Annotated in this window: 20 protein-coding genes; 14 read left to right on the top strand and 6 right to left on the bottom strand. The window is 32.6% G+C overall.

Annotated elements, in window-relative coordinates; genetic code table 11:
• Positions 1-4: 4 nt before the first annotated feature.
• From EZS29_RS08630 to EZS29_RS15925, 6 genes are read left to right on the top strand one after another with little or no spacing between them, the layout of a single operon-like run.
• Positions 5-550: a hypothetical protein gene (locus EZS29_RS08630; protein ID WP_130608946.1), complete on the top strand. Its 546-nt coding sequence runs from the start codon at positions 5-7 to the stop codon at positions 548-550.
• Positions 551-576: 26 nt separating this feature from the next.
• Complete coding sequence (locus tag EZS29_RS08625) at positions 577-1728, top strand: polyprenyl synthetase family protein (protein ID WP_130608943.1); 1152 nt, start codon at positions 577-579, stop codon at positions 1726-1728.
• Positions 1725-3791: a phytoene/squalene synthase family protein gene (locus EZS29_RS08620; RefSeq protein WP_130608940.1), complete on the top strand. Its 2067-nt coding sequence runs from the start codon at positions 1725-1727 to the stop codon at positions 3789-3791. Before EZS29_RS08625 ends, EZS29_RS08620 begins: the two co-directional genes overlap by 4 nt.
• Positions 3792-3805: 14 nt before the next feature.
• Positions 3806-5347 carry a phytoene desaturase family protein gene (gene crtI, locus EZS29_RS08615; protein WP_130608937.1) on the top strand — a complete coding sequence of 514 codons (1542 nt, stop codon included), beginning with the start codon at positions 3806-3808 and terminating at the stop codon, positions 5345-5347.
• A gap of 36 nt (positions 5348-5383) precedes the next feature.
• Positions 5384-6244: a dienelactone hydrolase family protein gene (locus EZS29_RS08610; RefSeq protein ID WP_130608934.1), complete on the top strand. Its 861-nt coding sequence runs from the start codon at positions 5384-5386 to the stop codon at positions 6242-6244.
• Positions 6245-6254: 10 nt separating this feature from the next.
• The gene (locus tag EZS29_RS15925; RefSeq protein ID WP_172603860.1) at positions 6255-6410 is read left to right on the top strand and encodes a hypothetical protein; all 156 of its coding nucleotides are present in this window, start codon (positions 6255-6257) and stop codon (positions 6408-6410) included.
• Positions 6411-6447: 37 nt separating this feature from the next.
• Here the strand turns inward: EZS29_RS15925 and EZS29_RS08605 are convergent, their stop codons facing one another.
• Positions 6448-6846 (bottom strand): hypothetical protein, encoded by a 399-nt coding sequence (locus EZS29_RS08605; protein WP_130608931.1) that lies wholly within the window; start codon positions 6844-6846, stop codon positions 6448-6450.
• Between the two features lie 556 nt (positions 6847-7402).
• On the bottom strand, positions 7403-8848 hold the full coding sequence (locus tag EZS29_RS08600) for a PhoPQ-activated protein PqaA family protein (protein WP_130608927.1): 1446 nt from the start codon (positions 8846-8848) through the stop codon (positions 7403-7405).
• A gap of 673 nt (positions 8849-9521) precedes the next feature.
• Here EZS29_RS08600 and EZS29_RS08595 point away from each other — a divergent pair.
• Entirely contained in the window at positions 9522-10649 is a 1128-nt protein-coding gene (locus tag EZS29_RS08595) for a ribonuclease domain-containing protein (protein WP_130608924.1), read from the top strand.
• Between the two features lie 264 nt (positions 10650-10913).
• The gene (locus EZS29_RS08590) at positions 10914-11426 is read left to right on the top strand and encodes a hypothetical protein (RefSeq protein WP_130608921.1); all 513 of its coding nucleotides are present in this window, start codon (positions 10914-10916) and stop codon (positions 11424-11426) included.
• A gap of 6 nt (positions 11427-11432) precedes the next feature.
• On the opposite strand, the gene EZS29_RS08585 is transcribed toward EZS29_RS08590, so the two are convergent.
• Positions 11433-11990 (bottom strand): GNAT family N-acetyltransferase, encoded by a 558-nt coding sequence (locus tag EZS29_RS08585; RefSeq protein ID WP_130608918.1) that lies wholly within the window; start codon positions 11988-11990, stop codon positions 11433-11435.
• 93 nt (positions 11991-12083) lie between these two features.
• Here EZS29_RS08585 and EZS29_RS08580 point away from each other — a divergent pair, with 93 nt between their 5' ends.
• Positions 12084-12308, top strand: a complete 225-nt coding sequence (locus EZS29_RS08580) for a hypothetical protein (protein ID WP_130608915.1) — start codon at positions 12084-12086, stop codon at positions 12306-12308.
• A complete protein-coding gene (locus EZS29_RS16345) occupies positions 12309-12539 on the top strand; it encodes a hypothetical protein (RefSeq protein WP_172603994.1) in 231 nt (76 codons plus the stop codon).
• 40 nt (positions 12540-12579) lie between these two features.
• Here the strand turns inward: EZS29_RS16345 and EZS29_RS08575 are convergent, their stop codons facing one another.
• Complete coding sequence (locus EZS29_RS08575) at positions 12580-13245, bottom strand: HAD-IB family phosphatase (RefSeq protein ID WP_130608912.1); 666 nt, start codon at positions 13243-13245, stop codon at positions 12580-12582.
• Between the two features lie 99 nt (positions 13246-13344).
• On the opposite strand from EZS29_RS08575, the gene priA reads away from it, so the two are divergent.
• The 4 genes from priA to EZS29_RS08555 all read left to right on the top strand — a co-directional run bounded on the left by priA (position 13345) and on the right by EZS29_RS08555 (position 21335).
• Positions 13345-15477: a replication restart helicase PriA gene (gene priA / locus EZS29_RS08570; RefSeq protein WP_130608909.1), complete on the top strand. Its 2133-nt coding sequence runs from the start codon at positions 13345-13347 to the stop codon at positions 15475-15477.
• A gap of 72 nt (positions 15478-15549) precedes the next feature.
• Entirely contained in the window at positions 15550-16818 is a 1269-nt protein-coding gene (locus tag EZS29_RS08565) for a tetratricopeptide repeat protein (RefSeq protein ID WP_130608904.1), read from the top strand.
• Positions 16766-17698 carry a hypothetical protein gene (locus EZS29_RS08560; protein WP_130608901.1) on the top strand — a complete coding sequence of 311 codons (933 nt, stop codon included), beginning with the start codon at positions 16766-16768 and terminating at the stop codon, positions 17696-17698. Before EZS29_RS08565 ends, EZS29_RS08560 begins: the two co-directional genes overlap by 53 nt.
• A complete protein-coding gene (locus tag EZS29_RS08555) occupies positions 17682-21335 on the top strand; it encodes an ATP-binding cassette domain-containing protein (protein WP_130608898.1) in 3654 nt (1217 codons plus the stop codon). The genes EZS29_RS08560 and EZS29_RS08555 overlap by 17 nt, the downstream gene beginning before the upstream one ends.
• A 6-nt stretch (positions 21336-21341) precedes the next feature.
• Here the strand turns inward: EZS29_RS08555 and EZS29_RS08550 are convergent, their stop codons facing one another.
• Positions 21342-21869: a hypothetical protein gene (locus tag EZS29_RS08550; RefSeq protein WP_130608895.1), complete on the bottom strand. Its 528-nt coding sequence runs from the start codon at positions 21867-21869 to the stop codon at positions 21342-21344.
• A gap of 117 nt (positions 21870-21986) precedes the next feature.
• Entirely contained in the window at positions 21987-23528 is a 1542-nt protein-coding gene (locus EZS29_RS08545; RefSeq protein ID WP_130608892.1) for a GH3 family acyl-acid amido synthetase, read from the bottom strand.
• Between the last annotated feature and the right edge of the window lie 69 nt (positions 23529-23597).

The raw sequence follows: 23597 nt of genomic DNA, 5'->3' as shown, positions 1-23597 counted from the left end.
CAATATGACACTCGAAATATCAAGCTGTATTTTCCTAGTTATTTTTACTTTAATTGCATCGATAGATGGGTTGTATTTTCATATTTTTAAATACCGCCTCTATGAAAGAAAAGATTCACAGAAAGAGCACTTATTGCATTCTTTCAATTCATTGTTTTTTCCTTTTACGACTTTTTTGCTTTTTGCCGAAAATTTTTCTGGGATTTTGCTTTGGCTTGCAGTTATTCTCACATTAATCACACTGTTTATTGAGTTTTGGGATGTTTTTGAAGAAAGAAAAAGTAGAACTTCGTTGGGCGGTTTAACAAGTTTGGAATATGCTATGCATTTTGCCATGGCGGGCATGCGAGCCGTTTTCACATCGCTAATTTTAGCAAATAAGCCTTGGTTTGCATGGTCTTTGTCAGGTCCAATATTGCTTTATAATTATGCAGATTATACGCGCTATATAGGATATTCAATCACTTTGGTAGGAATTCCTATTTTTATATTGCATTTTTTCTTAATATTTAAGACAAAGAGAAACATTTTGAATTCTATACCTTCATAGGGTTTTGTCATTTCTGGAGTCAGCAATTGTCGCACAATAAAAATCAAAGGCAAAATGTCTTAAAAGATTTTAATTATTTTAATATAAGACTGAATGAATATTTAAATAATCTTGAGAAAAAAATGTCAGATCATTTCTTTTATAATATTTATATTAAAGATTGCATAAAAGAAAGTCTATTGGATCTTACTAGAGATTCTCTCAATGCAAAAGCAAAAAGAATTCGCCCTTTATTGTGTTCATGGATTTTTAGAAATCATATTTTGGTGCATGATTTTTCATTGGAATACGCTGAATTAGAAAAGAAAGAAAAATTATCTTTAAATAAATGTTTAAACGTTTTGTTCTGTATCGAAATTCTCCATTGTGCGAGCTTAATTATAGATGATATTGAAGATGGAAGTCTTGAAAGGAGAGGGCAACAAACACTTTACTTGCAATATGGCATACCAAATACTCTGAATACAGGTACTTGGATGTATTTTTTAGCAATCAAAACCTTGCCAAAATCTCTCCATACCATCGCTGTCAATACACTCTATGACTGTCATATTGGCCAAGCGCTTGATTTAAGCAATAATAACCCTAAATTTATAGAATCTCTTTTCTTTGGGAGTTCAGAACACAGATGGGAATATTATAAAAAATGTGCTGAATTAAAAACGGCTAGACTTCTCCAATTTTCCATAGACTGTTTAGAACAAATGCTAAAAATTGATAAGAAAACGACTATTGCACTTAAAAAATTATTTATGTTTTATGGCCTATCATTTCAAATGTTTGATGATATAAAAAATATTTTACCAGACATCAGTGGGCACAAATCTTATGAAGATTTAAATTCTGGTCTGCGTAGCTCAATTTCGTTAACATTTCTTGATTTATTATCACAACAAGAAAAGCGAGAAGCGTATAATGAATTTTTAAATTCAAAATATTCTGAATTTATCCTATCACATAATTTATATAAATATTGTCTTAGAGAGTGTTATAATAGTGCGCAGAATTATTTGGATCAGTCTTCCCTCCTACTTGACGAAATTTCTTGTAATGCTGATTCACGAGAATATATTCATTTTATTTTAGAGAATCCTATTGAAAATATCAGACGTAGTATTGCCAATTTATTGTCCGAACCACAATTGAATTTTAATGAATTGCAGAGTTCTATTTTATGAAAATATTAGAAATTGAAAGTTCTGAAATTGCAAAAATAGAATATCCTAAGCCAATTTTGCTTTTGAAGGAAATGAATAATATTCATTATGAGTGGCTGTACTTTGAAATAACATATGAAAACCAACATATATTGTGTATTCTTTCATTATTGGATCCCTTTTCTATCGAAAAAAATACACAAAAAAATTCTCCTACGATTTATCTGACTTGGTACGATAACAAGAAGCTCATTGCTTATTCTTATACTGTTTTTTCATGCAAAGATCGCATAAATTTAGAAAATAAAATTGAAAATTGGTTCTGTGGTATAACTTCCAATCTTGAAATTATTCTTCCTTGCCATTCAACCCAGAAAGTAATTCATTTAACTCTTAAAAATCCATTTCCAAAGGTAAATATTGGAAATTTTTCAAGCGATGGAATTAAAAAATGCTCTAAAAAACATTATTGGCAACTATTATCAAAATCTTTAAAGGTTCAAGGAGTCATAGAAACTATCGAAGTGCCTAAGGAAAAATTTACAGAGTTTTTTTCACGCCACGCATTATTTTATGACAAATATTTGGATTTTAAGCTTAAACATGAATCACCACGTCGTCTGCAATTTAAAGATGCTGCATTTTATTTGGATCACAATGCAGGTGTTGAAAAGCTATCTGAAATTAAAAATCAATGGTATTGGTGGCACTCAGAGCAGAATGGTTTTTGGGAAGTCTGCTACTTCTTTCCAAAAGCAAAGCAAATGTTTTATTGTCAGAGCAGTGCCGGTGAACAAGCGGCAGATATACTATCAGTCGAACCATCTGAAATAGTAAAATGCTATAAATACTCCAATTTCTTTTTGCAATATCCAGCAAAGATGTTTTCCAGAATGTTTGGTTCCATTACTGTCGATTTTAAAATCGAGTCAGCCCCATTTTATTTGCGAGCGAGAAGTCTAGGAAATATAAAACTTACCCTCGAGTTATTGAAACCAAAAAATATTTGCAGAAAACTTACACAAATTTTAATTGGCTCGCGCAAAATAAATGCAAAATATTTTGAGGCGGATTTAAATGATTTTGAATCCTATCTTGACTTTTTTGATATCTGTAAGAATATCACAAAAAATAATGGCAAATCATTTTATTTAGCATCGCATGTGCTTTCGAGTGAACAGAGAGAAGCTTCTTATTTTGTTTATACACTATGCAGACTTATTGATGATGCAACCGATGAACTGGTTAAAATTCCAACTCTCGATGGTGCCTTGCAGGGAACAAGTTTTTCCAATAAATTTTTAAATATTTTATGGGGAAAAGATTTTTTAGTCGATGCTTATTTTTTAATGCAAATCAGAGAGCGCATTTCTTTTTGTTTATTTAAAAATATAGATTTAAAATCAACCGAAAACTTTATTTTCGATGCTCGGCGGAAAGTCAATGAGTTCTATTTAGAAAAGCGACATTTTGAAGAATTGATTTACGGACAAAAAATGGATGAAATGTTTTGTCAGCCAAAAAATTTCAGTGAATTCTATTTGTATTGCTATCGAGTGGCAGGTGTTGTCGGTTTGCTCATGGCAAAAATGTTCAAAACACAGCAGAGTGAAGAAGCAGAAAAAGCAGCTGAACATTTAGGTATTGCTATGCAAATAACTAATATTTTAAGAGATATTAAAGAAGATTTTGAGAATGGTCGGATTTATATTCCCAAATCTTTCTGTCAATATTATAATTTAAATTTCGATGAAAAGATCTTTTCGAGTGATATTCAAGATAGAAATATTGAATTTATCGACGATCTTGCAAGAAGAGCAATTCAATATTATCAAAACGCCAATCAAGGAATAAAAACTATACCATCTTTGCGCGCGCGATTTTGTGTTAGACTTATGTTAGCAATTTATGGGTCAATTTTAGGAAAAATACTATTAAATAAATCGATTGTTTTCAAGCAAAGGGCAATTGTCTCAAAGTTTGAAAGAATTTTAATTTTTTTCAAAGTCTTTCTGGGATTTTCTCCTTTAAAGGTTGCAAAATTAAATAGAAATTTTACCATAGATGAAAATCTTATTTTGTAGAGAAAAGGTATTTTATGAGAACATTTGACATAGCAGTTGTTGGTGCAGGTTTTGGCGGATTATCTGCTGCATTAACTTTACAAAGCATGGGGATGTCTGTTGTTTTAATTGAAGCGCTAGACAAAGTGGGTGGGCGAGCGTATGTTGATGTGCAACAAGGCTATCGCTTCGATCGAGGACCCTCTATTATCACGGCTCCTTTTTTAATCGACGATATTTTTCAAATGTCAGGAGCAAAGAGAGAAGATTATTGTCAATTTGTTTCCGTCGATCCCTATTACAATGTTGTTTTTAATGATGGTTCCAATATTGCCCATTTTAATTCAAAACAAAAATTATTAGAAGAAATTGTCCGAGTCAGTCCAAACGATGTCGAAGGTGTGATTGCTTTTTTTGCCCATGCAGAAAAAGTTTTTCAAAAGGGATTTATTGAACTCGGAGATAAAGATTTTTCAAATCCTATGAGTATGCTTGGTGTTGCCCCACATTTATTGCGCCTGGATGCCATTCGTCCTGTTTATTCGTTGGTCTCTCGTTACGTTAAAAGTGAAAAAGTCAGACAGTTTTTAAGTTTTCATCCTCTTTTAATTGGTGGAAATCCCTTTCGTGCAGCAGGAGTTTATTCCTTGATAAATCGTTTAGAAAGAGCCTATGGAGTGTTTCATCCTATGGGGGGAATGCATGCGCTAGCAAAAGCATTTCAGACACGCTTTATGGAACTCGGTGGAGAGGTTTTTTTATCCTCTCCCGTAGAAGCAATTCATAAAAATTTTAACAATCAATTTGAAATTCAGATGCCTTTTCAAAAAATTCAAGCAAATAAAATTGTAGTGAATGCAGATATGAATCGTTTTGTCCAAACAATTTTAAAAGGAAATGTTCAACCGAAAAGGTTGGCGCGTAAATTAACAAAAGCAGATTATAGCATGTCCGCATTTCTAATGTATTTTGGTACGAATAAACAATGGACGCACTTACCTCAGCATACCATTGCTTTGGGGCCACGTTATAAGGAATTGCTTGAAGATATTTTCACTAAAAAAATAGTCTTCGATGATTTTAGTTTATATTTGCATATTCCAACGCGTACAGACTCTTCATTAGCCCCAGAAGGTGGTGAGGTTATTTATGCACTCGTTCCTGTAGCAAATTTAGCAAGTGGCACGGACTGGGAAAGTTATAAAACATCTTTTGCAGATAAAGTAACAAATATGCTTGAAGATAAGTTTTTACCTGGATTAAAATCTTCAATTGTTGTCAAAAGTATTTTTACACCAGACGATTTCAATCAGACATTACAAAGTCATTTAGGCAATGCTTTTGGTCTTGAACCGTGGATTTTGCAAAGTGCAGGCTTCAGACCATCAAATAAGTCAAAAGAAGTTGAAGGTCTTTATTTTGTGGGAGCAAATACTCAACCAGGGGCCGGCCTTCCAGGCGTACTATTGAGTTCCAGAATAACGTGTCGTTTACTTGCGCAAGATGAAGGAATTAAATCCATGCCGGCACTTTTATCGAATATCAAAAATGCATTTTCTTATGTAAACCCGAACTGATTCAGATATTGTTCCTTTAATTTTTAAGGAGTCATTATGACAGATCAAAATGAAATCGGTAAAGATGGGCAAATTGATAGACGTGAGTTCGTTGTTAAAACTGCTTTGACAACTGGTTTTGCCTTAGCCGTTATGCCTATTGCTCATTCCGCAATTTCTACAAATTTAAGTGGGATTGAGGCAAGTGATGTGCTTGTGCCCGTTGGAAAAGATAAAATACCAGCTTATCAAGTGATACCCACTGGCAATGGTCCATTTCCAGTTCTTGTTGTCTGCCATGAGATCTTTGGTTTACATGAACATATCCGCGATGTGTGTCGCAGATTTGCAAAAGAAGGCTTTTTTGTCATTGCCCCAAATCTCTATTACAGACAAGGCGATGTTACGAAGTTAAATGATATACAAGAAATTATGGCTAAGGTCGTATCCAAAGTAACAACAGCTCAAGTCAATGCTGATCTAGATGCCACTTTAAATTTTATAACAGCGTCTAAAAAAGCAAATTTAACTCAGAAAAATATTGTTGGTTTTTGCTGGGGTGGAAAAACTGTTTGGTTATATGCAAGGCACAATCCGGAAATTAAAACTGGTATAGCTTTTTACGGTCCACTATCAAGCAAATCGGCTGTACAACCGCAATCTGCCATCGATATAGCACCTGAATTAAAAGTCCCTGTGCTTGGTCTTTATGGTGGAAAAGATAAATATATCACTTGGGATCATGTTGCCCAGATGCAAAAAGAATTAGATAAAGGCAAAAGTGGATCAAAAATAATTGTTTATCCCGAAGCGGATCATGGCTTTTTTGCAGACTATCGGGAAAGTTATAATAAAAAAGCAGCCACCGAAGCCCTTGAGCAGCTCATTCTTTGGGTCAGGAAACACAAAGGGCGTTAAAGGAGTTGTTATGAAAAATATTTTGCACAGTCAGAATATTCCTTTTGCGCATTATTGCGAACCGAAGGCATTAGAAGATGCCATTGCTTTTGCAGAAATACATGGATTTCCTTTAATCTTAAAATCAGTGGATGGTTCTGGTTCCTTAGACACCCCCTCGGTATGAGAGCCTAAGTTCATAGCATATAGTCCACTCAAAGGATTCACTTTAGACCAAGATTATGAAATTTAAAGTCACCTATAGATAAAATTTCATTAGAATTTAAATGATTTTGTACATTAATTAATTTATTAAAATCATCACTTTCTAAATAATAGTCATGATTAGTTAACAACATATCTGAAGGATTATCATTTTGATAACATCTATATGAAATATTTTCATTTTGATAACATCTATATGAAATATTTTCATGAATTTGACGTTGACAGGTAATGTTCCCTAATTTCCTTGTATAAATACGATTCTTAAAATCAATAGTAAAGTTAACACCCATTGAATAAAATAAAATTTCATATTGTTCATCAGTCCCTTGTGATTGAGCATAACTATTTACGGAAACAGCAAGTGCAGAAAATAATACAATTTTCTTTATAAACATTTTTTCAACCCTCTTGTGATTTAATTAAACTCTTTAAATAAGGAGTTTGCATTTATAACTAATATGAGAGGGCATGCTTGTCAATAAAAAAGAAAAATTTAATATATTATATATTTTAAAATAAAGTTATTTAAAAGGTTCTGTTGCAATGATATTAAAGTAACAAAGAGTCTATGGGGGGCTAAGCGCAAACCGCAGAAATTTCCGAAGCCTCAAAACTAGAATTTATGGGTTTTAAGGTTTGCGAAACACAGAAACTTCAAATTGATTTCTAAGGGTTCTGTTGTAATACTTCGAAGAAGCACGTATTTAAAAAACAAATAAATTTAATATAGTAACAGAGTCGATTTGAAAATAAGAGGTGGTTGTAATGGATAATATTACTTTGAAAAGAAAACTGAGCACGTACATGTAAAAATTCCAATTGTTTGTTTGCATGCCTTGTCAGGCTTTTAATTCAACCATGCACCGTTTGCTGTTGCGGTCTTTTCAGCTTGCTTTTATCCCCAACTTTAGAAGTTGGGGTTTTACGCTCGTTTCAGATAAATGAAGACGCTTATGGCAGTGGTAATACCCTGCAGTTTTCTATCTTATTTGTATCTATTGATTCAGGAAATTTATTTCTTGGTAAGACAATATTGGGGGTGGTTTGTATAAATCCGTCACTATCTGTTACTTCAAGAAAGGATGCTCTCCAGCCTATTTTAGGTTCTTCAAGTGTTATTTTTAATTTACGATTTTTTGGAATTTTATATGTTATTTTATTGTATTTTATGCCACATGCATATCGAAAGTCTCTTTCATATTTATTATATGCTTGCCAGAGTGAGATAGTTTTAATACTTGAATTGAGTTTAAGAATTATTTCTTGGTTTTTATTTGTTCTATTTTCCTGAAATTCAAAAGAAAATATTTTAGAACTTTTTTGGGAATTTAATCGATTTAAAAAAGAGATAATAGAATACTCTAATACTTTATAAGACACAAAATGACTCGAGTTTGGAATGTAGCGAAAATAAGATTTTCCAGACAGTTCTTTATAATTTTCAAAAATATTATCGGGTGGAAAAAAATCATCACCACTGGCGCTTATTATGAGTTTAGGAATATCTAAGCGATTTTTCTTAGAAGTTTCTTTATATGCTAATGGATCTAAGATATTCATGAGTTTTTTATAACTTTCTTTATCAATATTTTGGAATAATTTTTCATTATAATATGGTAACAAAGCAATAGGCCAATTATTTGCGTATACTGTTTTGAATTTATTAATAAGATTTTCAGTATTAAAAATATCAATAACAATAGGGACAATTGCAATTATTCTCGTATCAGCGATTGCTGTAAGCCATGCTGCCCAACCTCTTTTTGAGGCTCCCCCTAATATAAAAGAATCCATTTTATATCTTGATAAAGCAGGTTCTTTTTGCAGCATATCCATTGTTTTTATAATGGACATTGCCATCGGCAATTGCAGTGGAAGAATTTTATTTTCTTCAGGATTTTCTAAATAAAGTTTCCAAGTATGTGCGACCAAAAAATCTTCAACGAGGTTTGGCTTATTGGGGTAAGAAACGGGTTGATTCGGCACAAGATTAATAGAAATAATGATTGATTTGGTTTTTATTGCAACTTGGCTGAAATTAATTTTAGAGCTATCTGGTTTCGTTGAACTTCCACCATCGATATAAATAAATGGATTCGTTTTATTATCATAATTATTTGGTATATAAACTGAAACTGTATGACTCCATTTATTTTGGCTCGTTTCAATATGCAGTGGGAAGCGTTGCGAATTCAATTGAAGCTTTAGTAATTTTATAGGAGAGAGATATTCTTCAGATATTTTTTTGTAATCTAAAGGAAATTGTTTTTGAATAAAAACAGAGCAGTCGAGTGCATCTGTATTCTCTGGGCATTTAGTATAAGTGTAGCTTTCTTCTGCATAAGATATTGGAAAAACAAGGGCGAATATTTTTGTAAAAAAAGATTTATTATTCAAATTGAACTCCTTGGGGGGTAAACTTTATTTTGCAAGTACAATATTTTAAATATATAAATCAATTAAATTTCTCAATTGTTATCATTAAAGAAAATAAAAAAGCTGAATTTTTGCACAGCATATAAAAATATATATATATTATGAGAATAGACAACAAGATTTTCTTCTAAGCTAAATTGAGTTTTAAGATTGTAGAAAAAATTTATTATTTTACATTGGTCTCAAATATTATCAGAGAAATGCTGAAAAATAAGTCAATATAGATTTGGCGGTTGTGCAAAGCTTTAGCATGATAACAAGTTTAGAAATAAAATGGAATTACATGAATGATCCGTTTATAATGTTATAGTCTGAATATAATATTTAGTTTTCTACAATTTATTTGTAAAACGTCTATTTTTTAATATATTAATATTATTTTACCATATTTTTCAAAATGTTTTTAGTTATATATTTTTTGAGCAATAAGTCATATTTTATATAATAATATAAAAATAAATAATTTTATTAATTATTTAATCAAATATAAAAATTTTTTTAAGAATGATATTTAATATTTTAAATTTTTATAATTTAAAAAAACAATTGCAAAATTTTTTTTATTTTTATATTTAGCAAATTGAATTTGTGAAAAATCAATTCAATTTGCTTATACTTTTTGATTGGATAAAAAATGAGAGTTCATATTAAAAAAATTGCTTTAGTTATATCACTTCTTTCTTCTCACTCATTAGCTTTTGCTGGATCATACTTATTTTGTTCAAATGTTAAATCTGAATGGCACTGGGCATATAAGCCAAATAAAGAAAAAAAATCCCAAGAAAAAGAATATTATTGGTTACATGGTTCTTTAAATATTGTAAATGCTCCTGTCATGTTGCACAGTGCATTAAAATTAGAGTTTGATGAAGATAATATCAAGCAAAAGAATGAAAGCTTTTTTGATGAATTAAAAAATACATTTTTAAGTCGAAAAAAACGTGCCAGCTTTAACCATCAAAATAATAATTATGAATTTTTTCCTTCAGATGTAGCTTCACAAAGGGGAATTTCAACCTGCAATGATTTAGTAAATCACTGTACACAGACTTTTGGACCATCTTTTCATTTTGTTGGTGCAGCAGGATATTCTCTTGCAAGCTCTGATTGGGGATATGTTATAGCCGATAATGTAATTTGTCCTAACTGGCATTACCCTTCGGGATTGGTCACAGACTCAATGACAGTAGGGAATCTCATAGGTCAGATAGCAATAGACACATTGACTTCAGGACCAATTGAAAAACCGGGTGTTCTTGTAGGAGAAAGTTCTGCGGGCGTAGGCGAAATGGCTATGGGTGGAATTCATTCAGTAGAGCAAACTTCAGTGGCTGAAGGACTAACACCTGCTGCTCAAAATACTGCAGAAGGAGTGCAAAAGCCTTCCTATGCGAGCATGGCTAAAGCAACTTCAATGAATGAATTAAATAAAGAAGTTGGTGAATTTCATCGTACAGGAAGCTTAAGAGTCAGTACAATTAGGAAGATGGGTATACCAGCTCGCGCATATAACATATCAGAAAAAATTAACTTTAGAACTGCAAAAAGATTTATGAATTATGAAAGAAGAATTAAAGAGGTTGGAGAGTTTTATGAAATCGACATACCTCTCGATCCGAGAGATAGAGATCAACCTCGAGATGCAAAACGTGTGGTCGTAAATAAATTAAATGGAAATCGGTGGTACACAAATAATCACTATGAATCATTCAGAGATATGGGTCCTATCAGTCCAGAAATATTAGCGCAATTAAAAAATTAATTTAACTAGGGTGCGTCCTCAAATTTCCCATTAAGTAGGTAGAAGCACAATGGCAAAGCTGTGCTTCTACCTACTTAATGACACAGATTATAGTTATTCCATTTAAGTAGACATCTTGAGTCTCTTTCTTATAAGATGCTAAAACTAATAATAAAAATATAAAAAATTAATATATAGTAAAAAATGTTTATTTATGATATTTTAAAAAGAGATTTATAAGTTTTTTACAATGTGTCTATTTATTTTGTCAAATTGAGGACTTATATGAAAAGAAATCTTATTAACTATATTATTTTAATTTTTTTTGCTTTAATTACAGCATCTTGTGGTGATAAGCAAGGAAGAAGTCTTTTTAGTAACTGGACTAACTCTGTTAGCAAAGATACTGGAAAAAAAATAAACACTGGTTTAGTTGAATTGAATCTTTCTCAAAGTAAGTTTAATAACAATGAAACATTTGCAATTGTTGCTTCAGCGACGAGCTATGATAAAACAATTTGCGCAATTTCTGCTGATATCATTGGTAGTCAAGACTCTGGAACCATTACAAATATTCGTAAAAGTAATCTCGGAGTAAAAGATTTTATTAACGCGTTTAGAGCTTTTTATTTTGAGGACCCAGTTGCTGCAACCAATTTATTAAACTCAACTAAAGCTATTGCAATATGTCGTCTGGTCTTCATAAAAAGTAATTATAAATATTCAAAATCGAGTGACACTTTAACATTATGTCCAATTGACAGTGAGAATCCAGCAGACTGTTTTTATTTTAAATAAATTTTATCACTTAATATTTTTCCATAAATAAAGAATTTGGATGAGATCCATTCCATCCAGTTTAAAAGGACGTTCTTCGGTTGGCTCAGCGCCGATTAATTTATAAAAATCAGTAAAAGGATTGCCTTTTAAAATAAGAGCTGATGCAGAATGATAGCCCCTGGATTTAAAATATTTTACGATTTCTTTTATGAGCAGCTGACCGCCTCCCATTCTCCGGAACTCTTTTAAAATATATATACAATAAACCTCACCATGGCCTGCAATCGGTGGTTCCCGTTGCGGCCCCGCATTGGCAAAGCCAAAGACTTCCCCTTCATTTTCGAGCACCCAAGTTATGCCTTGGCCATTTGGGTAATCTAAACCCAATTTATGCCACTCTTGTTCTTTGTTTTTTTCAGTCAGACTGTCGAGATAATTTTTAGGAAGAATGCCTTTGTAAGTTGTTTGCCAGCTCTTTAAGTGAATTTGTGCAATGCGAGGAATATCTTCAGGTTTTGCTTTTCGGATAAGCATAGAACTTCCTTCATAAGTGATTTTTGCGTGTGTGTTTTCAGAACTCATTGTATTTTAACCAATATCTTCTAAATTCACACTACAAACACGTATGAATGGATTAAAATTATAAGTTGCCTTGCCAGCAAAAAAATCGATGGATTGATAACATTCAGTGACTATCACTTAGAGGCGGTTTCGATTCGAAAAGTAAGTTCGTACGGTGAGCTGAAAGAAGCAATCCAAGAAGTGCTTTCACATAAAGTGAATGCGAGAGCTGCTCGACTCTTTTATCCCATTAAAGAGTTGATAAAACTCAGTGTGGGTGATGACCCCTCACCCACAACGCTATCTGCAGTGAGCAATGAGTTTTTCACTTATTCTTAGATTTATTCCAATTATGACGGTGTCATCGAAACCATCCACATTCCGACAGATTTAAGAGGATCGGCAGGAGTCATTGATATAGCCTTTTCAAAAGGAAAAGGTGAGAGCATTAGAAAACTTGAGACCAATTATGACTATCTTGGATATGTCTTATGCAAATCAGCATCAGTGGATCTTTCTCGCCAGCTTGCTGAGCGAACAAAAGAAAAAATAGAATTATTAATTAATTAAGTTAATAAGCTCTTATTACAAATATGTCTTTTTAATTCTTTTAGCAATTCCACGCGAGGAGTTTGAATTTTTTGTCTAATTCCTTGGTGAAAATAGGGATATGCTTGTCTTTAGGACACACGATATAGCGTTCGTTTGAACGAATAAGCATAGGGAGATCAGCTATATGATCGCTCCAAGCGCTGTGCCACACGAATTGCTGACCAAGTGCTTGGTGAATACGATTGATTTTTTCTTCTTCGTAACAATTTCTTGATTTCAGCACGACGCCCCCCGCAAAGAAGGTGAGTTTTGAACCAATCACAGTCTTGCATTTTTGCTTGTTTGCGTTGAGCATGGCGCGCACCCAAGTTTGGCCTGAGGCTGTGACAACAACGATTTCTACCCCTTCAGCACGTAATTTTTCAAATGTGGGATTGACCTCTTTAAACCAAATATTTTTATTTTCTTCCACAACAGCTGCACGTAAAAAGCGCACGGCATTCCGTTTGCTTTTTCCTGCTGTGAGACTCCAGAGCAGGGCCGATTTTGCAGCGGTTTTATTGAGTTTAAATATGAAGGTAAAGATAAGAATGGGAGAGAGTGCACTCAGGAGCAAAATTCTCCAGGGCTCATACTTGAGACCTTTGCGTAAAAGTGTCAGGAAAGAGTCTTGGCAAATGAGCGTGCCGTCGAAATCGAAAAAAGCGTAGCGTGGTATGTTCATACAGTCTCCGGGTAAATGGGAGTTCGCAGAGATTTCCCAAAGTGTTGCTAGGAATAGTTATCCTTGTTTTGTCTCTTCTGTCAAAATTGAGATTAAAAGATGTTGAATGCAGAAAATGAAATTAAATATGGAAAATTTTTAGTCGTTGCGCAAACGGGATTGTTGTTAACTTATTCCCTTCCACTAGAGTTTAATTCTTTAACTAAAGGAACATTTTGTCTTCTGACGGTGCGAAAAGGGGGAGTGGTTAAGAAATATGTTGGAGTTTTTCTAGAATTTTGTGTAAAACCTGAATTTAACTGTATTCCCATTTTAGGTATTTTGCCTTTTATGAAAGTATTGCCGGAAAATCTTTTTTCTGTATTACAGTGGACAGCTGATTATTATTTATCTTCTCTTGAAAAAATTATTTCGATTGTTGCTCCCAGTTTTATTTGGGACGTAGCTAAGCATCAAATGCTAGAAAAAAGATTGGAGAAATTTAAATTAAATGACAGCCAATTAAATCATAAAAAAAATATTCATAAGATTAAAGGTGAAATCGTCTTAACTGAGCGAAGTGAAATTCTTTTAAATGAAGAGCAAGCTAAAGTTTATCAAGAAATTTTATCGGATTTAACTGCCACATATGTTTTACACGGTGTAACAGGATCTGGAAAAACTGAAATTTATTTAAAAATTGCACAATATTTAATTCAGCAAAACAAGAATGTGCTTATTCTTGTTCCTGAAATTGTTTTGACTCCGCAAATGAGCGCACGGTTTCGTTCGGTATTTAAAAATGATTTGGCAATTCTTCACTCTGGACTTACAAAAGTTGAGTATGAAAGAGATTGGTTTCGTGTGCATTATGGCCAAGCAAAAGTTGTGTTAGGGGTGCGCACGGCTGTGTTTTGTTCACTGGAAAATATTGGTGTTATTATTGTGGATGAGGAGCATGATGGCAGTTATAAAGCCCATGAATTTCCAACTTATCATGCAAGAGATATTGCTGTCGTCCGTGCGAAAAAGGAAAATGCATTGTGTATTCTAGGATCCGCTACTCCTTCTATTGAGAGCATGTACAATGTCAAAAATGGAAAATATAAGTACTTAAGTATTAAAAATAAATTTTCTGGCAATCAAGTGGAAAGCTTAATAGTTGATAGCAAAAAAGATTTATTAGTTAGTTATTCACAAAAAAGATTGAGTTATGCAACTAAGTCAACGCAATTATCTTTTAATAATAATGGGATTTCTCAGGAAGTTTGTACACTTCTCAAAGAAAATAAGGAATTGGGTGAACAGAGTATCGTCATAATCAATCGACGTGGTTACGTTAATTTTGCAATGTGCACTCAATGCTCTACTCCACTCAGTTGTCCGCGCTGTTCAGTTACCACAACGTTACATGATGGTGGTCGCACCGAAATATGTCATTATTGCAATTTTAAAGTAACAAGAAGAAAGACTTGTCTCAGTTGCAACGGAACTGAGTTTCTCGATCATGGGATAGGGACACAAAACATTGAAGAGCGTATTTTGGCTTTGATCCCAGCCATGCGCATAGCTCGTTTGGATCGAGATGTGCTGACCAGTAATAGTAGAATGACAGAAATAATAGATGATTTTCGTCTTGGTCACACTGATTGTCTTGTCGGAACCCAAATGCTTGCGAAGGGGCATGACTTTCCTAAAGTCACGTTGGTTGTGATCTTACACGTAGAAGATGCGCTTTTTCTCCCCGATTTCCGTTCCGCAGAGAGAACCTTTCAACTTCTCACCCAAGCCATGGGCAGAGCTGGACGTGGAGTCAAACCCGGTAAAGTCGTCTTGCAATCGCTTATTCTTGGCCATCCCATTATTGAGATGTCGCTGAAAAATGAAATTGAAGTTTATTGGGAGAGGGAACTGCACATGCGTCAGCTGGGTTTTCACCCCCCTTTTTCTCGACAAATACTGTGTGAGTTTCGTCATAAAAATAAAGAAACAGCCTTTTCTTTGATAACGAAACTAAAAAATTATTTAATAAAGTTTTGGGCTGAAAATAAATACAGTGAGCAGGAAGTGCGCTTGGCTGGTCCTTATTTTGCAGCACTCGAAAAAATAAATAATGAATACCGTGTTCAACTATGTATTTCCTCTCAAAAGAAATTACATCCCGCACATTTATTTCCAACTGAACTTTTTCTGGATAAGGAAATCAATCGACAAACCCTGCGGATAGATGTCGATCCATACTCTTTTCTCTAGAGATTTAATATTCTTAGCCGATAATTGAGAGTCGCTTAAGAAGGGATCTTTTTTGCTGACTTGGAGAGGGTAATGGCTGACGGGGACGCAAATACAACTGGCGGAGATAAGGTCTGCGTGCTCATCGTAGAAGAAAAATCGGATTTGCGTACTTTCTTTATGAGTGTTCTGACTAAAAGCGGAAATTTCGAGGTAAAGAACTCTGCATCGGCTAAAGAAGCACTTGAGATATTAGCAAAAGAGTTTGCAAGTATTCAAATTGTTGCTTTCGATTGGCAGATGACAGATATGTCAGGCTATGTGTTTATTCAGCGCTTGAGGCGCGATCCACTTTATGACCGCATAGAATTTGTTGTCTGTTCGCAGGTGATCAGTCCTGAAGATTCATTTTTAATGGTTGAGCTTGATGTGTATCACAGCATTATTAAACCTGTGAATGCCAATGACTATTTAAAAGCGATGGAGCTTGTCAGAGCAGATTACAATCAGTCGAAATCAACTACATTAAAATTAAAAGAATTGCATCATTTATTAAATGAAGAAAAAATTCTTGAATGTGATGAACTTTTAAAAACCCCTGGTATAGAAGATGAGATCAATAAAAATCCTCGTTTTGTTTATTTAGGTGGTGAAATACGAATTTTAAAAAAACAATATGGGGAAGCCGTAGAATTTTTAAAAAACTTTTTTAAAAATAAACAAGAGAATCCAGCAGAAGAAAATTTAAAATCTTTAAATACATTAGGAAAAGCTCTTTGCATGGTAGGTCGATTTGATGAAGCTCTGTTGATTTATCAAAAATTAGAAAATAAAAGTCCAAATAATTTAAGTCATAAAGTAATGGTAGGCGATGCTTTGCTCGGTTTAGATGATATCGCTGGTGCTGAAGAAAAATATAATGAAGCTTTAGAAGCAGATTCTTCACATAAAGATGCACTGATTGGCATGACGAAAGCTAATTCTGTGAACGGAAATTTTGATCAAGCCAAATCTTTTTTTGAAAAAATAGAAGGAAATTTTGAAAGCCGCACACTCGCAAGTTTTTACAACAACAAAGGAGTTGCTTTGGTGCGCAATGGAAAAGTGAAAGAAGCTATTTTATTTTATGAAAATGCTTTGCAATTTTTCGATAAATTTAAAGGACACGTTTATTTTAATCTTGGAATGGCGTACTATCGAGACGGCAATATTGCAAGTGCATTAAGCTGTTTTCAGGCTGCTTTAGCAACCGATGAGCTTGATCTGCTTGCAGAGAAGAAAATTTTAAAAGAATTTCAGGAAAAAGGCATTGAAAAATTTACAGCAGACTACAAAGATAAAATGGCAAGAAAACAAAAATAAATATCGTATTGTGACACTTACTTATGTGTTTATGACTGTATTTGTATGCTGGTATGTTCAAATTTATCTGAACGATATCTTAATGAAGCAGAATTATATCTTAACTATATTTTTACTTATATCTTGGTTTCCTTTTTTGTTAGGTTTTTTTATTTATTTGTTTTTAAAAATTCCAATAAAAAATTATTTATTTATTCCAAATTTTTCAAAAAAAATCATTTGGGCTTTTCTTATCCCATCGATTGTAGCTTCAATTGCTATATATATTAGCCAATATTTATTGACCATCAATATTGATGAACCGACTCTTGCTTTGCACATGGAAGGAGATCATATTGCTTCAGCTTTATTTTTGCTCTTTTCAGCTTGGATGCCTGCTGTTTTTTATTGCATAGTGGTTTCATTTGGTTTTGAGATCTCATTACGTGGTTTTTTTATTGAAATCGCTAAGCGCGCATCTCTTCCTTTTCCATGGCTGCTTGCAGGGCTTCTTCAGTTTATTATTTTGTTACCTTTTTTATGGTTTGGTTATTTAGGAGGAGGTCTTCAAAATATAAGATATGTTTTCTGCTGGCTTGTTTTACTTATTTCATTATCAGCTTTTAATTTTTGGCTTTCGCTGCCTGACAGAAAAAGTGACGCTATGCTTAAAAATGGATTGCAATTAAATAATGCAAATAGAAATCTTGTTCCTGTATTGCTTGCAGCATCAATTCAAAATATAGTCTATTATGTCGTTGCCTCACGTTTTGTTATAGAATCTGGTCATTGGTGGATGTCCGGTCCTGCAAATGTTATAGCTGTTGTATTGTATTTTCTCATTACTATTTTTTTGCTAACAACGAAAAGGTTGAAATACGAATATGTTTGGATTTCATAAAAAAAACTCTTGGTTTGTATTAGTGAAAGATTTTATTTCTGCAAAAAACCTAGACTCTCCTGATGATATTTTTCGAAAGATGGAAAATAGTAAAAAAACTCTTTGGTGGCTATTTTTTTACACATACAGAAGGCAGATATTATTTGTCTCAGTCTTACAGGCACTTCTGCTTTCACTTATATTATGTTTTCCATATGCAATTGATTTTTATTTGCAATTCTTCTTGCGCTCTACATCCCCCACAGCACAAGCGCGTTTATTCACTGCCTCTGTTTATTTATTATTATTCGTTGTGTTTTTTACTTTTATCTTATACGCAAAAAATAAGGTTTTAATGCAATGGGCTCGAGTGATTAAATATCATTCTTTATTGCTAATTGCAAGAATTTGTGAGAGCTCAGAAAAAAACTCCAATCAATTTTTATATAAAAATTTTGTCAATGGAAATGAGCAGCAGATAATCGATAAATGTGTTTTTTTTCCAAAGTTTTTAATAAGTTTATTTTCTATTCCAGCTCTATTAGTAGCATATTATTTAATTTATAAGATTATGGGTAATATTTTCTTTGTTTCACTCGCTTTGCTTCTTGCCGTATTTGCATTTCAGTTTCAGAATAATCGAAAACTTTCTCATATTTCTCAAAAAATTTCTCAGCTTTCTTTATTTAGAAGTCAGTTGTTTAAGAAAATATTTTCTTTTGGAAATAGAGTGCGCTTTTTAGCGATGGAATCATTTTTCTTAAGGAAAATAAATTTATCACAAGAATATGCGCAAAAAATTAGCAAGGGTATTCTTAAAAACGTTGCATTCTCTCGCGTCATTTATTATGCTTCAGGATTTGTCATTGCAATACCAAGTATAGCTATTTTTGCTTATATCAATAAAAATATGTCTTCTTCTGATTTAACTAAGTTAGTTATTCTTTTTATTTTAGTTGCTCATTTTTACGCAAATATTCTGTATCTTTTTTCGACAAGTAAAGAATGGAAAACTCTTTTCCAAAAATATCGATATCCAATTTTATTAAAGCAAAACTGCTCAAAATTTTCACAAATACAAGATGATTGGGATGAAGAGTGGGATCGTATTCTCATCGGTCCAAAAATTAAAAGTACAAATTCTTCTAAACTTTTTTTACAAAACGCATCCTTTTTTTCTCCCGAAGGTCTGAGTCTTTATAATTTATCCTTTGAGACAAAATCAGGACAACTCATTGCTGTTGTAGGGCAAAAGTCAGCTGGAAAGTCCGCTTTTCTCAATGCCTGTGCAGGAGAATTGCATTTAGTCAGCGGAGAAGCTTTGTTTGCGAATAGTTTTGAAATTTTATCACAAATGAATCTTCTGTTTGAAGGAACATTGAGAGAAAATATTATTTTAGGAAGAGAATTCGAAGGTCGTCGATATATTGAAACCATTCGCTCCTGTGCTCTTGAAGATGAAATGAATGCTTTGGAAAATGGTGATGAAACTTTAGTTGAACCTTCTGAAAATATCTTTACAAAAAGTTTCATAAAAAAACTATGTATAGCACGAACTATTTATGGAAAAGCTGATTATTATTACTTTAATGATCCTTTTCTCGATCTTTCTAAAGAAGATGCATCACATATATTCAATGAAGCTTTGCAAAAACAACTTGTTAATTCAGTGCGGATTTTTGTAACCGAAAAACTCGAATTTGCTTCTCTTTGCCATCAAATAGTAGTAATGAAAGATGGAATTATTGTCGAGCAAGGAACACACAGCTCTCTCGTAGAAAAATCGGGTGCGTATGCGCGTCTGTACTATGCAAGTGCAGATTCTCGGCGATTTGAATTTTCACAATATCAACAAATTAAGAAAACGCAAAACTATAGATCTCCTTTATTAAATATTTCACAAAAGATTGATGAGGTAGAAGAGCATAAAAACGTAGAAAATAAAAAAGTAGAAAACGTCTATTATAAATCACTTTTTAATTCATTAAAATATTTTGTAAAATATTTTTTTAAAGACAGAAGGGCTTGGCCAAGTTTTGGCTTAGCTCTTTTATCACAATTTTTTCTCTGTTCAGCATTCTTTATTTTGTTTTCTGAATATTTTCAAGAAAGACTGACTCATTTTTGGCAGGTTTCATTATTTTGTACTTTTGCAATTTTATCCTTAGTTAATTTCTTTTATTTTCACCTAAAAAATGCGGGTATTAATAATTTCTTAGGTTCTTCCTTAGAAAAAAAAGTTTATGATATTTTAATTAAAGATCATAAACATGAAATAGCTTATACGGCTCAGTATATCGAAGAATTTTCTCTGGTAAAAGATAAACTTTTTTCCACTTTTACATCTTTGCTAGTAAGAAGTGTATTTTTTTTAGCAGGCTGCTTTCTTTTAGCAATAACGAATCTTTCTGCTCTCTGTCTTATTTTGGGTATGCTCGCATTTGTTTCTGTTTTTATTATGATAAGCAAAAATAAATTTTATCATGCTCATACAAAAATTAAATTAGATATGAAAAAACTCTCGAGATTTTCAAATTATTTTTTCTCACTTTATACGCAGGCACATTCTCATTCACTGCGCAATTTTCTCCTAGAAAAATTCCAAGCGAATATTAATTCCGCACAAGAAAGCGAGAGTGATAAAGATAAAATCATTGTCAAATTTTCACTTTTTCTTCTTGCCTTCTTTTGCTTTTTAGTAGCAGTTTCGTTAGTTTACTTTGTCTCATTTTATGATGTTATTTCTGCGGGCACAGTGACATTGGTTGTTATAGCAACAATATTGTTTTTTCAAGCAATATTTAATATAACAAATGAAATCTATACATTCATTGCTTGTTTACCGCATTTTGAAAACTTAATGCGTACTTCAATTTTACATGAAGAAAATGAAGATATTCATTATTCTACTTCTGAATACTGGCCACAAAAAGGCACTTTACGTATTATGTCATTGACTTCTCAAGGCACTGACTCTTATCCAAAGCCGATTAAAAACTTAGATCTTTTTGTTACTCATGCTTCGCGGTTGGCGATACTTGAATATGTAGAAGAGACAAAAATATCACCTTTTTTTGCCACTTTATTGCAGTTTGTTCCTTTTCAAGAAGGCACAATTTTTTTAGATGATGAGGATATTTTAAAAATAAATCCGATTGAATTACGCAATCGCTTTGCTTATATTTCGTTGAATTCCTTTTTTCCTTTTTTAAGTTTAAGGGAAAACTTAGATCCCTTTGAATATTTTGACGACTCTGAAATTTGGTCTGTGTTAAACCGTGTTGGTATGTCTCAATCTGTTGCAGTATTGCGCAACGGACTGAATTCTAAAATGGATGAGTTTCCTACTCAATTGCTATGGTCTGGTGAACTTGTGCTAGTTTCATTTGCGAAAGCATTGTTACATGGTAACAAAATTTTATTATTAGATAATGTATCTGTGCCAGAAGAAATTGAAATGCGGATTATCGATCTTATTGAACATGAATTTTTAGAAACAACTATTCTGATATCCACCGATGCAAAATCACCATTATTACAATTGTGTCCAGATGTTATTTGTATAGAAAATGGCGAAATGCACAGAGTGAATGCAGAGAAAGGTAATTATCATTTACCCATTTCCTATGAAGAAATTGAGCATCATAAATTTCAATAATTTGGCTTAAAAAATATAAAATACTCCGCCATCATTTGGAAAATCTGGGTAATTCATATTTGGACATGTTGTTGAACGTAAATTCTTTCGTGAAGTATCAAATGTGTCAGAATTTCTAACTCCTAAATAATAAGAAAAGCTTATATAACCAAACTTAAATGGAAAATTAACAGCAAAAATTGCATTTTCTTTTACAAACACACTGCTATATTGCTCACCTAGTTTTTGGCATTGGAGCTTTAATGCATTGCAAAAACTTTCAACTAAATTTAAATCAAAATTTTTTATATTTACACTTGCAATTAATCCTGAGTGCCCTCTTTTATTAAAATAATGATCTCCATTTATCCACGTACCTTTTTCATTGATAGGAATAAATGAATTGCCTGTGCCCCAGCGTGCATGTTCTATTGCGGTGATAGGTGGAGCCCAGCCCCAATCATCTTCATCATTTGGATTGACGCAAGCTAAATATCCGCCCGCAAAAGCATTTAAAGGGAATAAATAAGCAGCAACTAAGAACAGTTTAAACATAATAAATCTCCCCTAAAATATATAAAATTGTTAAAATGACAATTTTATATATTAAGGATTATTTAATTTATGTCAAATAATTTTGTTAAATTAATTTTTTTATAATAATGATGATAATTATAAATATTTTTCAATATTTGGAATTTTTTCTCGCCAAAAGGAATCAAAATCACTTTTATTTGCGAATGCATTTTTCATTTTAAACTGTCCTTGACCACTGCCTTGTAGAAAATATTGTTTTGTTAAATAAGCAGGAACTATTCGAACAGAAGGAGATTGAATTGCCCCGCTTTCCAATCTTTTATTTTTATAGTTTTGTGAAGCTTCCATCATCAATTCATCAAGTAAACATTGCAACTGATAATGAGAAATATTTTTTAGATTGTCTGAGCAAAGTATCCATTCATAACGAGGTTTTTGATCATATATTTTGGGATAAACAAAGAAATGATCTATTACTTTATTGAGTTTTTGTTGTAAACCCGCAATCACTTGTAAAATTGAATTTTGTGATACTTTTTCTGAAGCAATGTTAAGAACAGCATCTTTGCGGCCTAGGACTTTGTAACAAATACGTGGTTCTACACTTATAACTTTTATACTGTCCTTCATTGAGTATTGTAACAAGCCACACATATTTGAAATATTAACATTGTATTCTCCTCCTGCTTTCAATTCATCGAGAGCAAGAGGAGCAGAATTCGGATGATCGACGTCGGTAAATGAGAAGACAACATGCTCTGGAGTTGGAGTGAAAGTATGGTTGCCATGAGAAAACTCAGGTATTTCATAACCCATTGGCCCTTCTGTTGCGGCGTAAGCTCCCACGCAACTGACTTTATGTCCAATGGCATTATATAAAGCTTGCTCGTAATTTTCTATTGGAGTGCCCGAATAGCCAAGGACATTTAAGTTTGGCCAAATTTCATTTAAACTTTGTTTTCCACTTATATTCAATATATCGTGAGCTAAGTTCAAAATGTGACATGGCAATCCGAAAATCATCTGAACATCTTTATTTTTTGTTTCGTTATAAATTCTAAGTGAACGTTCACTATAATCTTCAATCATAAATGCTTCTTCAGAAGGAAAACGCCCATTTTTTAATTCGTCGGGTGGATTAACCCCAAGAATGCCGCTTAAATATCCTTGGGGGATGGAATTGATGTTTTTTAGAAAGGGTCTTGCTCCTAAAGATATATTAATTGAATTCATCGATATATTTGTTGAGCATATAGACATAATTGAAATCAATTCACGCTGAAAAATTTTAAAAATTTCAAACATTTCATTACTGCATGGAATGATTTTACTGACACCCGTTGTTGCTGATGAAGTTAAATAGAATACGGGACGTCCTCTAAAAAGTTGCCCGTAATGGCCATCTATTGTTCTTTTTATATAAGGTTCAAAAAATGCGAATTCTTGTACAGGAATTTTTTTGATAAATTCAGAAACGTTATTTATTTTATCAATTTTAAGAGCTTTATTAATTTCTGTTCCTTCAACTTGTGTCTTAATTCTTTCAAATGCATTCTGTTGTGCTAGCATAGGATTTTCAATATTTGAGAAAAGTTTTCTTCTAACGTTATTGATTATTTCACATTGAATATTTTTAAATGCTATATTGTTATTTGAATTATTATATAAGTTTTCCAAAATAAACTCCTTTAATTTTTTAATCGTTAGAACTATACTATTTTGATATTTAATAGCAGAAATTTTAAA

Origin of the sequence: Fluviispira sanaruensis, from assembly GCF_004295685.1 — a bacterium.
GTDB classification, from domain to species: Bacteria; Bdellovibrionota_B; Oligoflexia; order Silvanigrellales; family Silvanigrellaceae; genus Silvanigrella; species Silvanigrella sanaruensis.
The sequence above is the reverse complement of the archived record's forward strand: the minus strand, read 5'-3'. Positions and strand labels throughout refer to the sequence as shown.